The organism is Acinetobacter sp. RW6 (genome assembly GCF_041956835.1).
Classification (GTDB): Bacteria; Pseudomonadota; Gammaproteobacteria; order Pseudomonadales; family Moraxellaceae; genus Acinetobacter; species Acinetobacter calcoaceticus.
The window spans coordinates 3,599,166-3,613,306 of the sequence record NZ_CP167121.1; the positions used below are offsets into that span (position 1 = coordinate 3,599,166).

The 14,141-nt window shown below is 40.9% G+C and carries 12 protein-coding genes; 10 read left to right on the forward strand and 2 right to left on the reverse strand.

Annotated features, from left to right (window positions below):
• Nucleotides 1-225: 225 nt before the first annotated feature.
• Complete coding sequence (locus ACB088_RS17015) at nt 226-438, reverse strand: DUF1737 domain-containing protein (RefSeq protein WP_004639994.1); 213 nt, start codon at nt 436-438, stop codon at nt 226-228.
• A 160-nt stretch (nt 439-598) separates the two neighbouring features.
• On the opposite strand from ACB088_RS17015, the gene gshB reads away from it, so the two are divergent.
• From gshB to lpxC, 8 genes are all read left to right on the forward strand, one after another.
• Nucleotides 599-1,543 (forward strand): glutathione synthase, encoded by a 945-nt coding sequence (gene gshB / locus ACB088_RS17020; protein WP_003654100.1) that lies wholly within the window; start codon nt 599-601, stop codon nt 1,541-1,543.
• A gap of 237 nt (nt 1,544-1,780) precedes the next feature.
• Nucleotides 1,781-2,878 (forward strand): undecaprenyldiphospho-muramoylpentapeptide beta-N-acetylglucosaminyltransferase, encoded by a 1,098-nt coding sequence (gene murG / locus ACB088_RS17025; RefSeq protein WP_375037531.1) that lies wholly within the window; start codon nt 1,781-1,783, stop codon nt 2,876-2,878.
• 11 nt (nt 2,879-2,889) lie between these two features.
• Entirely contained in the window at nt 2,890-4,338 is a 1,449-nt protein-coding gene (gene murC / locus ACB088_RS17030) for a UDP-N-acetylmuramate--L-alanine ligase (RefSeq protein ID WP_133747327.1), read from the forward strand.
• A 36-nt stretch (nt 4,339-4,374) separates the two neighbouring features.
• Nucleotides 4,375-5,301, forward strand: a complete 927-nt coding sequence (locus ACB088_RS17035; RefSeq protein ID WP_375037532.1) for a D-alanine--D-alanine ligase — start codon at nt 4,375-4,377, stop codon at nt 5,299-5,301.
• Between the two features lie 2 nt (nt 5,302-5,303).
• Nucleotides 5,304-6,158, forward strand: coding sequence for a cell division protein FtsQ/DivIB (locus ACB088_RS17040; RefSeq protein WP_375037533.1), 855 nt, complete (start codon nt 5,304-5,306; stop codon nt 6,156-6,158).
• Between the two features lie 60 nt (nt 6,159-6,218).
• Entirely contained in the window at nt 6,219-7,481 is a 1,263-nt protein-coding gene (ftsA, locus tag ACB088_RS17045; RefSeq protein ID WP_045433761.1) for a cell division protein FtsA, read from the forward strand.
• A 164-nt stretch (nt 7,482-7,645) separates the two neighbouring features.
• A complete protein-coding gene (ftsZ, locus tag ACB088_RS17050; RefSeq protein ID WP_003654090.1) occupies nt 7,646-8,821 on the forward strand; it encodes a cell division protein FtsZ in 1,176 nt (391 codons plus the stop codon).
• A gap of 110 nt (nt 8,822-8,931) precedes the next feature.
• The gene (lpxC, locus tag ACB088_RS17055; RefSeq protein ID WP_080027985.1) at nt 8,932-9,834 is read left to right on the forward strand and encodes a UDP-3-O-acyl-N-acetylglucosamine deacetylase; all 903 of its coding nucleotides are present in this window, start codon (nt 8,932-8,934) and stop codon (nt 9,832-9,834) included.
• A 97-nt stretch (nt 9,835-9,931) separates the two neighbouring features.
• On the opposite strand, the gene ACB088_RS17060 is transcribed toward lpxC, so the two are convergent.
• Complete coding sequence (locus ACB088_RS17060; RefSeq protein WP_003654086.1) at nt 9,932-10,372, reverse strand: DciA family protein; 441 nt, start codon at nt 10,370-10,372, stop codon at nt 9,932-9,934.
• A gap of 107 nt (nt 10,373-10,479) precedes the next feature.
• Here ACB088_RS17060 and ACB088_RS17065 point away from each other — a divergent pair, with 107 nt between their 5' ends.
• Together ACB088_RS17065 and aceE are read left to right on the forward strand one after the other, a co-directional pair.
• Nucleotides 10,480-11,172 (forward strand): M23 family metallopeptidase, encoded by a 693-nt coding sequence (locus tag ACB088_RS17065; RefSeq protein WP_045433755.1) that lies wholly within the window; start codon nt 10,480-10,482, stop codon nt 11,170-11,172.
• Nucleotides 11,173-11,422: 250 nt separating this feature from the next.
• Nucleotides 11,423-14,140 carry a pyruvate dehydrogenase (acetyl-transferring), homodimeric type gene (aceE, locus tag ACB088_RS17070; protein WP_375037534.1) on the forward strand — a complete coding sequence of 906 codons (2,718 nt, stop codon included), beginning with the start codon at nt 11,423-11,425 and terminating at the stop codon, nt 14,138-14,140.
• Nucleotide 14,141 lies beyond the last annotated feature (1 nt).

Sequence of the window (14,141 nt, forward strand, 5' to 3'; positions counted from 1 at the left end):
AAATAAAATCAATTAACAAAAATAAAAGTATAAATGATAATTATAATCATTTATTTGTTTAGAATAAAAGAACTATTGTCTTTAAAATTTATGAGATTGCTTTTTTAAGTCTTTATTTTGAAAGGCTGTAGTGACTACTCAAGCTAACAAGGAGGGGTATTGATTAGCTTGAGTTATTAATTTGGATTAAGAAGATGTTTTTAGAGATGAAAGTAAATATTTAATTTAAGCATTATTTTTGAGAACATCTAAAATATCCATTTCTGGATCATAATTTTCGTCAATTGTTTTGCAAATTGCTTGTCCAACAATTACATGCGTGCCATTAAAGGTCATGCTGGGTGCTTCATATAATTCCCAGCCGTGATTTAGTGCTTTAGTGACTCGTGCACAAAAAGCAGAGTCATCAGGGCCGGTTAAATAGCGATAAAGTTTCATCTTTAGCCTTTAAAAATAATATTTTATGGTCATAGTTTAACTGAATTTACTTGAGTTCTAGTTAATGGAATAACAGATAACGATTTACTGAAATTAAGAAAAACGAGTGAAAAATCTCAGCTATACTCATGCTAATTTAAATTTTATGAAGAGCTTGAGCATGCGTGTACTTGTCGTCATGGATCCGATTGAAACCGTAAATCTTAAAAAGGATTCAACCATGGCAATGTTGTGGGCGGCGAGCCGTCGTGGACATGAATTGGGTTATGCATTACAACAAGATTTATATATCGATCAAGGTAAGGCTTACGGTCTAATCTCGCCATTAAAAGTATTTGAAGATTACAATCATTATTACGAGTTGGGTGAAAAGAAAAAAGAATCTATCGCGGCTTATGATGTGGTGTTGATGCGTAAAGACCCACCGTTTGATATGAATTTTGTCTATACGACTTACGTGCTTGAGCAAGCTGAACGCGAAGGTTCATGGATTATCAATAAGCCTCAGTCACTGCGTGATTGCAATGAAAAGCTATTTGCAACGCAATTCCCAGAACTGCAAGTACCTACACTTGTAACATCACAGCAAAGTTTAATTCGTGAATTTCTTAAAGAACATGGCGATGTCATTGTGAAACCACTTGACGGTATGGGCGGTACGGGAATTTTCCGCTTATATCAAGATGGTGTAAACATTGGTTCAACGTTGGAAATGCTTACAGAGTTAGGTACTCGTCCAATTATGGCTCAACGTTATATTCCTGAAATCGTAGAAGGGGATAAGCGTATTTTGATGGTAAATGGTGAACCTATTCCTTACTGTCTCGCTCGTATTCCACAAAATGGTGAAGTGCGTGGTAACTTAGCGGCAGGTGGCTTAGGTCAAGCGCGTCCGCTGACTGAAAACGATAAACTGATCGCAGCTAAAATTGGCCCTTTCTTGCGCGAAAAAGGTTTGATTTTTGTTGGTTTAGATGTGATTGGCAATTATGTCACTGAAATTAATGTCACTAGCCCAACATGTATTCGTGAAATTGATGCTCAATTTGGTACATCAATTGCCGATGATCTATTTGATGTATTAGAAGCTGGTCGTACGGCTTAATTATTTATTTCAGGTGATTTTCAGCGGTATTTATGGGAAATCACCTGAAAATATATGAATTAATAAAATCACAATATGAAATACGCTAGTGCTTTGTAGGCATATTTTCAAAAAAGCACATCTTTCTGTTATAAACGAGTGAAATTAGCTTTTCGTTAATGAAGCTTTAGGATTAAAATAAACGGCTACAAAAATAGATGACAATTTCCATTGTTTTTTGAGTTGAAGAATTAGACCGTGACCGATTCACAGCAAAGCAAACCCAAACATGTCATGATGATGGCTGCCGGTACAGGTGGACATGTTTTTCCAGCCCTCGCCGTAGCCAAACAACTTCAACAACAACGTTGTCAGGTTTCATGGTTAGCCACGCCAACAGGTATGGAAAATCGTTTATTAAAAGATCAAAATATTCCAATTTATCAAATTGATATTCAAGGTGTTCGTGGGAACGGTGTGATCCGTAAACTTGCCGCGCCTTTTAAAATTTTAAAAGCGACTTTAAGCGCAATGCGCTATATGAAACAGCTTAAAGTTGATGCAGTTGCAGGCTTTGGTGGTTATGTTGCGGGGCCTGGTGGTTTAGCAGCACGATTGTTAGGTATTCCAGTACTTATTCACGAGCAAAATGCGGTTGCTGGTTTTACCAATGCACAGTTAGCGCGCGTTGCTAAAGTCGTGTGTGAGGCATTTCCAAATACTTTTCCTGTTAGCGACAAAGTTGTCACAACCGGAAATCCGGTACGTCGTGAAATCACCGATATTTTAAGCTCTAAGTGGCGTTACGATGCACGTGAGCAAGCGGGACAACCTTTAAATATTTTAATTGTTGGCGGTTCTTTAGGTGCAAAAGCGCTTAATGAACATTTACCGCCAGCGCTCAAAAAAATACAAGTTCCACTCAATATTTTTCATCAAAGTGGTCAACAACAAGTTGAAGCAACTCAAGCACTTTATGCAGATGCGCCAGCCAACTTAAAGGTGCAGGTTTTGCCGTTTATTGAAGATATGGCAAAGGCTTATAGTGAAGCTGATTTAATTATTTGCCGAGCTGGAGCATTAACGGTGACGGAAGTTGCAACAGCAGGCGTTGCTGCGGTTTTTGTACCACTTCCGATAGCAGTTGATGATCACCAAACTGCAAATGCCAAATTTCTGGCTGATATCGGCGCTGCAAAAATTTGCCAGCAATCGACTATGACACCAGATGTTTTAAATGAATTGTTCACTTCGCTGATGAACCGCCAATTACTTACAGAAATGGCAGTGAAAGCGCGTCAACATGCCCAACCCAATGCGACTCAGCATGTGGTTGATCTTATCCAAAAAATGTAATCGGATTTACTATGTCTCCATCAACAGCTGCGAACCAAGCAAAAAAACTGATTAAAGTGCCTGAAATGCGCCGTATCAAACACATTCATTTTGTGGGGATCGGTGGTGCTGGGATGTGTGGCATTGCAGAGGTATTGGGTAACCAAGGTTATAAAATTTCTGGTTCAGACATTAAAGCATCTAAAACTACAGAACAATTAGAGCAAAATGGCATCAAGGTTTATATCGGCCATCAAGCGGAAAATATTAAAAATGCCAATGTGCTTGTAGTTTCTACAGCGATTGATCCAGAAAATCCAGAAATCAAAGCAGCGATTGAACAACGTACTCCAATTGTACGCCGTGCAGAGATGCTAGGTGAGCTTATGCGTTACCGTCATGGTATTGCTGTAGCTGGTACGCATGGTAAAACCACTACTACAAGTCTTTTAACCACTATGTTGGCTGAAGAAAACCTAGATCCAACCTATGTCATTGGTGGTTTACTTAATAGCACCGGTGTAAATGCTGCACTTGGTGAAAGTCGTTTTATCGTGGCTGAAGCTGATGAGTCAGATGCGTCTTTCCTTTATTTACAACCTATGGCAGCGATTGTAACGAATATCGATGCTGACCATATGGATACCTATGAAGGTAGCTTTGATAAATTAAAAGATACGTTCGTACAGTTCCTTCATAACTTACCATTTTATGGTTTGGCTGTAGTTTGTGGTGATGACGCCAACATTCGTGAAATTATGCCGCGTGTAGGCCGCCCAGTTATTACTTATGGTTTTAACGAAGACAACGACATTCGCGCAATTGATGTTGAACAAGATGGTATGCGTTCACACTTCACCGTGTTACGTAAAAGTCGTGAGCCGCTACGTTTAACGATTAATCAACCAGGCATGCATAATATTTTGAATGCTTTGGCTGCTATTGGTGTTGCGACTGATGAAGGTGTTTCTGATGACGCAATTAGCCGTGCTTTAGCAGGCTTTAGCGGTGTTGGTCGTCGCTTCCAAGTACAAGGCGAATTCGAACTTGCCGATGGTAACGTTAAGTTGGTTGATGACTACGGCCACCATCCGAAAGAAGTAGAAGCGACTATTAAAGCTGCTCGTCAGAGCCATCCAGATCGTCGTTTGGTTATGCTATTCCAGCCGCACCGTTATTCTCGTACCCGTGATTGTTTTGATGATTTTATCGAAGTGCTTTCTCAAGTCGATCAATTATTATTACTGGAAGTTTATCCTGCCGGTGAGAAGCCTATTGTAGGTGCAGACAGCCGTACTTTGGCGCGTAGTATTCGTTTACGTGGACAGGTGGAGCCGATTTTGGTCGATCCGGTTGAAGGTAATTTGCAAAACATCATGCAAAATGTGTTACAACCAAATGACTTGTTATTAACGCAGGGTGCGGGTAACGTTGGAGCAATTTCAGTAGAACTTGCACAACACCATTTGTATGTGAAATAAACAAAAATATTGAATTATCGGGTTAAGGATTTAAACGTGTCAAATGCTACAAAATTCGGCAAAGTTGCCGTGCTATTTGGTGGGAAATCGGCTGAGCGTGCTGTGTCTTTAGATAGTGGTCAGGCAGTTCTGGATGCTTTATTGCGTTCAGGTGTTCAGGCTGAAGCATTTGATCCACAAGACCGCAGTGTGACTGAACTTGTAAATTATGATCGTGCATTTATTGTATTGCATGGTCGTGGCGGTGAAGATGGCCAGATTCAAGGCGTACTTGAATGGTTAAATCTGCCTTATACAGGAACTGGTGTGCAAGGTTCTGCTATTGGTATGGATAAAGTCAAAACCAAGCAAATCTGGCAAGGTAGCGATTTACCTACAGCGCCATATCGCATTATTACTAAAGAGACAGATTTAGATGCGGTTATTGCTGAGTTGGGCTTGCCTGTCATTATCAAACCTGTACATGAAGGCTCAAGCGTGGGCATGAGTAAGGTTGAGAAAGCAGAAGACTTTGCTGCTGCAATTGAAAAGGCGACTCAGCACGATGCTGTTGTGATGGCAGAAAAGTGGATTACTGGTCGTGAATTCACAATCTCATTCTTAAATGGACAGCCTTTACCGGTTATTCGTTTACAACCACCAGCAGATGTTGCTTTCTACGACTATGAAGCAAAATATGAACGTAATGATGTTGAGTACGGCATTCCTTGTGGTCTAAGCGAAGCGGAAGAGAAAAGCCTACAAGCGTTATGTTTACGTGCTTTTCAAGCAGTTGGTGCAGAAGGCTGGGGTCGTATTGATGCGATGCAGGATGAGCAGGGTAATTTCTGGCTTTTAGAAGTAAACACTGTGCCAGGTATGACCAGCCACTCTTTAGTTCCAAAAGCTGCTCAAGCTGTTGGCTATAGTTTTGATGAATTGTGTGTTGCCATTCTTGAGCAAACATTGGAAGGTACGGCTTAAATATGGCACAACTTCCGGCTTCCATGCGCCGTAAACGTGCGGCCATCACCTCTATTCATGATAAACCGCCTACACGTAAGCAGAAGCTTGCAAATGCTGGTGGATGGGTGCTGTTGGTTATTGCTTTTGTAGTGCTGGCAGTCGGAATTTATGGGCTATATAAAGTTATTACAGATGCAAAAGTTGCAAAGCTAGAGGTTGTAGGGTCGACGTCTTCAGTTGAAACACAACAAGTGATGCAGCATGTTGCTCCAATTATAAAAGCGAATTATTTCACATCTGATTTAGAGCAGATTCGTGATAAAACATTAGAAATTTCGTGGGTAGACCGAGTTGTTGTATCTCGTGCCTGGCCCAATGGTATTCGTGTTCGTGTCATGCCTCGCCATGCCATCGCCCGTTGGGGAACAGGTCGCTTGTTAAGCGATGGAGGCGATGTATTTAGTGAGGCAGAGCAGATAATTCATCCTGAGCTTCCGTTACTACATGGTCCGGTAAGCCAGTCGAAAATGATGATGCGACGCTATAATGAAATCAATCAATTATTCCATCCCGCCAATTTGCGCCTAAAAGAGTTATATCTGACGGAGCGAATGACTTGGTTTATGCAGTTTGACACAGGTTTACGAATTATCGTTGACCAAGATCAAACAATGAATAAGTTGCAACGTTTAAGTCATCTGGCACAATCTGACTTAAAACCGGTGTGGTCGAAAATCTCAGCCATTGATTTGCGATATCGTAATGGATTATCTATTCAATGGAAGAACGCAACACCACCTAAAATTGTGAATGGTCAGTTTGTTGTAACGATTGATGACACAAGCATTGCAGGTGGAACAAAAGCAAAGCCATAATACGTGGCTTTAAAATAGGCAATTTGCCTGGTATTAAACAACAAAGAAATGGTATGAGTGATGAATGAAGCTGTTCCCTCAGTTGTTGCGATTGACATTGGGACGCATAAAGTTTCAGTTTTGATTGGAAAAATTCATGCGCCGGATAACATTCAAGTTATCGGTATGGCAACTGCTCGCAATCGAGGCATGAATAAAGGAAAAATCGTCAGCCTCGATAAAGTCATCGCTGCGATTAAAAATGCTGTTGCTGAAGCGGAAAATATGGCCGAATGTCGCATTCATAGCGCATGGGTATCGATTCCGAGTACCGAGTTGCAAAGTTTTTATGCCTCTGGTCGCACACCAGTCGCTAATCCAGCACATGTTATTACAACAAATGAAGTCGTGCGCGCGTTAGAATTGGCAAAAGCAAGTCATGTGACTTCTGATTACTATTTAGCAAGTGCAGTGCCGTTAGGCTTTGAATTGGGTGATTCTGCTGAATGGGTGCAGAATCCAATTAACATGACTGCCCATAGTATGACCGGACATTATCAGTTAATGATGATGCCTATAGCGACTATGCAAAACCTTGATCGCGCCATGAAAGGTGCAAATATCGGGGTTGAAAAAATGGTGGTATCTTGCTTGGCAACCGCCGAGGCAAGTTTGCTTAAAGATGAAAAAGAATATGGTGTTTGTCTGGTCGATGTTGGCGCAGGCATTACCAATCTTGCGGTTTATCTAGATGGACGTTTGGCTCTGGCACGTACATTGCAGCGCGGTGGTGAACACGTTACGCGTGATATTGCTGCTGTATTGCAAACCACGACAGAAGAAGCTGAACGCATTAAAATTCTGTATGGTTGTGTCGATTTAAGTGCTGTTAAGCCAGATCACATGATTCAGGTAGAAGGAATTGATGGCCCTCAAACCATTAGTCGAATTGAGTTGTCAGAAATTATTATTGCCCGTTATGAAGAGATCTTTAGCCAGATTCGCGATGAACTCGAACACAGCGGTGCAATTCATGGTTTATACCATGGTGTAGTACTGACAGGTGATGCTTGTCAAATCGAAGGTATGGTGAGTTTAGCTCGCCGTATGTTGGGGGTATCTGCACATTTGGGCAATCCACCGTTACAGGTTTATGCTGATGATCAGCATCAAGCCGCGTTACGTCGTTCGATGTATGCAACAGCAGCTGGTTTGCTCATGTTTAGCCAAAGTGAGTTGCAAGAAGCTGTTGAAGAGCCTGAAGAGGCAAATGACCGTTCGGTATGGGAACGAATGGTAAATGGCTGGAATGCGTTTAATAGCAAGCTAAAAGCCATTTTTTAGGATGTATGGATTTATTGGTAGAATTGTTAGGAAGTTGTAAGAGAAAACCACTGTACTTGACAAGGTTTGTATTGCACAGCATTCTTAAAATTAGTTATTTTTGAAAATCAAGGCAGTATACGGGCTGAAGTGACTGCCATAATGTATTAGGAACCCTAAAGGTCATGGCCTCATTTGAATTTATAGAAGATGAACTAAACGATGGCAACGGTCAAGCCCGTTTCACTGTATTTGGTGTAGGTGGTGGTGGCGGTAATGCCGTTCAACATATGGTGCAGTCTGATATTCAAGGTGTTAAATTCGTTTGTGCCAATACAGACAAACAAGCACTGGACTGTATGAATGCACCTTTCAAAATTCAGTTAGGCGAGCAAAGTACACGTGGTTTAGGTGCTGGCGCTAACCCTGAAGTAGGGCAAGTTGCAGCAGAAGAAAGCCGTGAAATCATTCGTCACCATCTTGAAGGTACGGATATGGTATTCGTTACCGCTGGTATGGGTGGTGGTACGGGTACAGGTGCGGCACCTGTCGTGGCTGAAGTTGCCAAAGAAATGGGTATTTTGACTGTTGGTGTTGTGACAACCCCATTTAACTTTGAAGGCCGTCGCCGTTTAAAGTCTGCTGAACGTGGTATTGAAGCGCTTGAAGCACATGTTGACTCATTGATTATTATCCCTAACCAGCGCTTACTCAGTGTATATGGCGATATTTCAATGAAAGATGCTTATAAAAAAGCTGATGATGTATTGTTAAACGCTGTACGTAGTATCTTTGACCTTGTTGTAAACCGTGGTCATATTAACCTTGACTTCGCCGATTTGAAAACTGCAATGAGTACACGTGGCTATGCCATGATGGGTGCTGGTTTAGGTCGTGGCGAAGATCGTGCACGTCAAGCAGCTGAACAGGCTATTCGTAGTCCATTGCTTGATAACGTAAATATTATTAATGCTAAAGGTGTGTTGATTAACATTACTGGTGGTGATGATATTACTTTACGCGAAACTGAAATCATTACTGATGTTGTGAACCAGATTGTTGACCTTGATGAAGGTGAAATTTTCTACGGTACAGTATTTGATCCAGATGCGCGTGATGAATTACGTGTAACAGTAATTGCAACTGGTTTAACACGTAATGCAGCAGATGCGGAACCGAGAAAACGCAATACGGTAAGTCATGCATCGACTCAATCAGCTCAATCTGTTGATGAAGATGATGTTCCTGCTATTAATAAGCGTCAAAATGCAGACAATGAAGTGAGTAGTACTGCAAGTTCTTCTCCGCGTTCTTCTCCGATGAGCATTCAAGATTACTTGAAAAATCAGCAACGTAAGTAAAATATTATTAAATTTAAAAAAAGGCAGTGTTTAATCACTGCCTTTTTTTATTTTTGATCAATGACTAAATATGCTAACGTATAGCGGTTTTAAAAAAGAAGTTACAAAGCATGGTGAAACAACGTACTCTCAATCGTGTGGTAAAAGCGAGTGGAATAGGTCTTCATAGCGGTCAAAAAGTGATGATCAATTTCATTCCACATACCGTGGATGGAGGTATTGTATTTCGTCGTATCGATTTAGATCCACCTGTGGAAATCCATGCGAATGCTTTGCTGATTCAAGAAGCTTTCATGTGCTCCAATTTAGTAATTGGAGATATAAAAGTTGGAACGATTGAGCACGTGATGAGCGCAATTGCAGGTTTGGGAATTGATAACCTTATTGTTGAGGTATCTGCGTCCGAAGTTCCGATTATGGATGGAAGTGCTGGCCCATTTATTTACCTGTTAATGCAAGGTGGATTGCGTGAGCTGGATGCGCCGAAAAAATTTATAAGAATATTAAAACCAGTTGAAGCATTAATAGATGATAAAAAAGCAATTTTTAGCCCGCATAATGGTTTTCAGTTAAATTTTACGATTGATTTTGACCATCCGGCATTTGCTAAAGAATATCAATCTGCGACTATCGACTTTTCTACTGAAACTTTTGTGTATGAAGTGAGTGAAGCTCGTACTTTTGGTTTTATGAAAGATCTGGATTATCTCAAAGCAAATAACTTAGCTTTAGGTGCAAGTTTAGATAATGCGATTGGTGTAGATGATACGGGCGTTGTTAACGAAGAAGGCTTACGTTTCGCTGATGAATTTGTGAGACATAAGATTTTAGATGCAGTAGGTGATTTGTATTTGCTTGGTCATCAAATTATTGCCAAGTTTGATGGCTATAAATCGGGACATGCTTTAAATAATCAGTTGTTACGCAATGTTCAAAGTGATCCGAGTAATTATGAAATTGTAACATTTAATGACGAGAATGAATGTCCGATTCCATATGTGAGTGTGACATAAGTCATTGTCTTTATTTGGTCATGTTATAATGTAACATTTTAAAGTGTGAATTTTGTCACATAAATATGGCTGAACTTTTCATTAAATATAGAGCCCGTCATTTTTTATTGCTTGCCAAACGTAGTAAAGCTTGGCTAAGCTTAGGGTCGCTCACAAAGTCGGCTGCACTACGTAACATTTCTTGTGTTTCCGGGGGAATGGGTTTAGATGGCTCAGATGAGGGTGGATTTGGAATGTTTTTATTTCTCAAGCGAACCTGAATTCTTTGTAGGTCTTTTAACCCTTCAAGTTGAGATAATTTAGATACATATTGGTTCTGTAAATAACTGAGTTGACTAATCATCGCCTGATTTTCACCAGTAATGATCAAAGAACCATTTTGATAACACACGACCTGCCATTGTTCCGGTTGGGGCAATAAGGGTTGGATAATTTTCGTAAGTCTTTGCCATTGCGCGACTTGCGTTGTTAGAAACGTAAGGTTTCCTGTTTTTATGTGTTTTCCGGATTGTTGAAAAACGTTATCGGGTTTAGACATGGGTCATTCTCGGATAGATTTTTGTCTTCATCTTAAGCGTTCATTTCAATCGATATCAAGGAAGAGATCATAAGGAACTTAAGTAAGAACAGTTTCAAGAGGTTTTTATGCACACGCGTCGTATTTTATTAGCGTTTTCACTTGCCGCTTCGGCAGCATCAGTTGCTTTTGCAGATTATCAAACAATTAACCAATCTACTGATTCAGATCGATTGGAACAACTATCAAAAACATTATCTCAAGGTTCATATACTCATCCAGATGATTTAGATCTTCCAGCGAGTGCGAAAGTTTCAGTGACCTTACGCCAAAAAACGGTTGAGCTCAACAATGAGTCACTCGCTAAAAAATATGGCAATACGACAGCTAAGAACTCTTTCAATACCTCTTCTTCAAATGCTTATTCGTGGTTAGTTTCTCATCCTCTTCCTGATACAGTACGTGTTTCTTCCAACTTTGGTGGCCGTACGATGAGCGGTCGTGCCGAACATCATGGCGGATTGGATATGGCTGCTCCAAGTGGTACGCCAATTTATGCTACAGGCCCAGGTATTGTAACTAAATCTGGTTGGGGCACTGGCTATGGTCAATATGTTGAAATTAACCATGGTAATGGCTATTTAACACGCTATGCGCATGCTTCGCGTTTAATGGTACGTGTAGGTGAACAAGTTTCGGCAGGTGAACATATTGCCAATGTAGGTTGTACTGGTCGCTGTACTGGTCCACATTTGCACTATGAAGTAGTAAAAGATGGTCAACGTAAGAACCCAACAACTTACTTAGCGATGCTTCCTTAAAAGCATAGTGAAAAAGGTTAAGGTTATTGAATTTATGAATCTGAAATTAACTTAAACCTTTTTTAACGTAAAGATTGTATAAAAAAACGCCATTATTGGCGTTTTTTTGTTATTTTGTTTAATGCTCGGTCAATGACTATTCATTCAGAAAATAATAGGCCCCCCTCACATTCACCCGTGGCAATAACTAGAGAGGGGTAAAACGTGGTAAAAATACAAAGTAGATTAAAGAACAAGGAACAGGTGAATTATGGCGTTTTACGGTGACTCCGATGCACAAGAAACCCAAGAGTGGCAAGATGCATTCGATTCAGTTTTACAACATATGGGAACTGAGCGCGCGGCATTCTTATTGGAAAAACTTTACCAACAAGCAATTGCCAAGCATGTTCCCATTCAACGTCTCAATACACCTTACTTAAATACAATTTCTGTTGAAGAACAACCTGCAATGCCAGGCGACCAAGATATGGAACGCCGTATTCGTGCATTGATTCGTTGGAATGCCTTAGCAATGGTACTTCGTGCGAATAAAACAGGTGATGATTTAGGTGGACACTTGGCGAGCTTCGCATCAAGTGCAACATTATATGACGTAGGTTTTAACCATTTCTTCCGCGCAAACAGCGATAACTTTGGCGGAGATATGATTTATTACCAAGGACATTGTGCTCCTGGTATTTATGCTCGTTCATTCCTTGAAGGGCGTTTGACTGAAGAACAGTTAAGTAATTTCCGCCGTGAAGTTGGCGGTAATGGTTTACCAAGCTATCCACATCCATATTTAATGCCGGACTATTGGCAATTCCCAACTGTATCAATGGGTCTTGGTCCAATCATGTCGATTTATCAAGCGCACATTCAAAAATATTTGATGAATCGCGGCTTGATCAAAGAAGAAAATCGTAAAGTCTGGGCTTATCTTGGTGATGGTGAAATGGATGAGCCAGAAAGTACTGGTGCAATTTCACTTGCTGGTCGTGAAAAGCTTGATAACCTCATTTGGGTGGTTAACTGTAACTTACAGCGTCTAGATGGCCCTGTACGTGGTAACGGTAAAATCATTCAAGAATTAGAATCTTTATTCCGTGGCGCAGGCTGGCGTGTCATTAAAGTGGTATGGGGGCGTCATTGGGATCCTCTACTTGCAAAAGACAGCACCGGCGCTTTAAAAGCGGTAATGGGCGAAACAGTTGATGGTGAGTACCAGCGCTATCAAGTGAAAGGTGGTGCATATACACGTGAGAAATTCTTTGGCAAGTACCCAGAAGCTGCGGAACTTGTAAAAGATTTAAGCGATGAAGACATCGATAATCTTAACCGTGGTGGTCATGACCCGTACAAAGTTTTTGCTGCCTATGCAGAAGCAATGACAGCCAAAGGTCAGCCAACAGTTATTCTTGCGAAAACTGTTAAAGGTTATGGTTTGTCTGAAGAAATTGAAGCGGTGAACAAAACTCACCAAATCAAAAAAATGCAGATTGATTCTTTGAAATATGTACGTGACCGTTTCAACCTGCCATTTACAGATGATAAGTTAGAAGAGCTTCCATTCTACCGCCCAAGTGAAAACTCTCCAGAAATGAAGTATATGAAGGCGCGTCGTGAGGCTTTAGGTGGCTATTTACCTGCACGTCGTAAAGAGAGTGAAATTTTAGCGATTCCTGAATTATCTGTATTTGATGCAGTATTAAAAGGTTCTGCAGGCAAAGAACAATCAACTACCATGGTGATGGTGCGTTTAATTGCTTCTTTACTTAAAGAAAAAGCAATTAAAGACCGCGTAGTGCCAATCGTTCCAGATGAAGCGCGTACTTTTGGTCTAGAAGGTATGTTCCGTCAGCTTGGTATTTATGCCGCTCACGGTCAAAAATATACTCCAGAAGACCAAGAACAGTTAATGCATTACCGTGAAGCAAGTGACGGTCACATGCTTCAAGAAGGGATTAACGAAGCTGGTGCGATGAGCGCATGGGCTGCGTTGGCAACAAGTTATTCAACGAATAACTTGCCAATGATTCCAATGTACATGTACTACTCAATGTTTGGTTTCCAACGTATTGGTGACATCGCATGGGCTGCGGGTGATGCGCAGGCACAAGGTTTCTTGTTAGGTGCTACTGCTGGTCGTACCACATTGAACGGTGAAGGTTTACAGCACCAAGATGGTCATTCACATATCTTGGCGAACACGATTCCTAACTGTGTATCTTACGATCCATGTTTTGGTTATGAGTTAGCTGTAATCGTACATGATGGTTTACAACGTATGTATGTGAACCAAGAGCGTGTGTTCTATTACCTAACTGTAATGAACGAAAACTACGAGCATCCTGCAATGCCTGAAGGCGCTGAGGAAGGCATTAAACGTGGTATGTACTTGTTCGAAAAAGATGAAAAAGCAACTGTTCAATTACTTGGTTCAGGTGTAATTCTTCGTGAAGTGATCAAAGCTGCGAAAATCTTACGTGATGAATACCAAATCCATTCAAACGTTTGGAGTGTAACAAGCTTCAATGAGTTGTCTCGTGATGGTATGGCATGTGAAGAATACAACCGTCTACACCCACTTACTGAAGAAGTGAAAGAGTCTTGGGTATCTAAACAATTACGCGGTACAGAAGGTATTGTTGTTTCAGCAACAGATCATATGCGTGCGTATAGCGAACAAATCCGTGCCTATCTTCCAGATGGCCGCCCATTTGTTGCGTTGGGTACAGATGGTTATGGTCGCTCAGATACACGTGCTAACTTGCGTAGTTTCTTTGGTGTTGATGCTGCACATATCGTTGTTGCTACTTTGAAAAAATTAGCTGACGAAGGTGAAGTAGATGCACGTTTAGTTAAAGATGCAATTTCTAACTTTGAGTTAGATACTGATCGTCCAGTGGCATGGGCTCCACAAGCACATCCAGAAGTTCAAGCAGTTGCTGAATACCATGAAGCGCAAACAGGTGAGGGGAACTAAG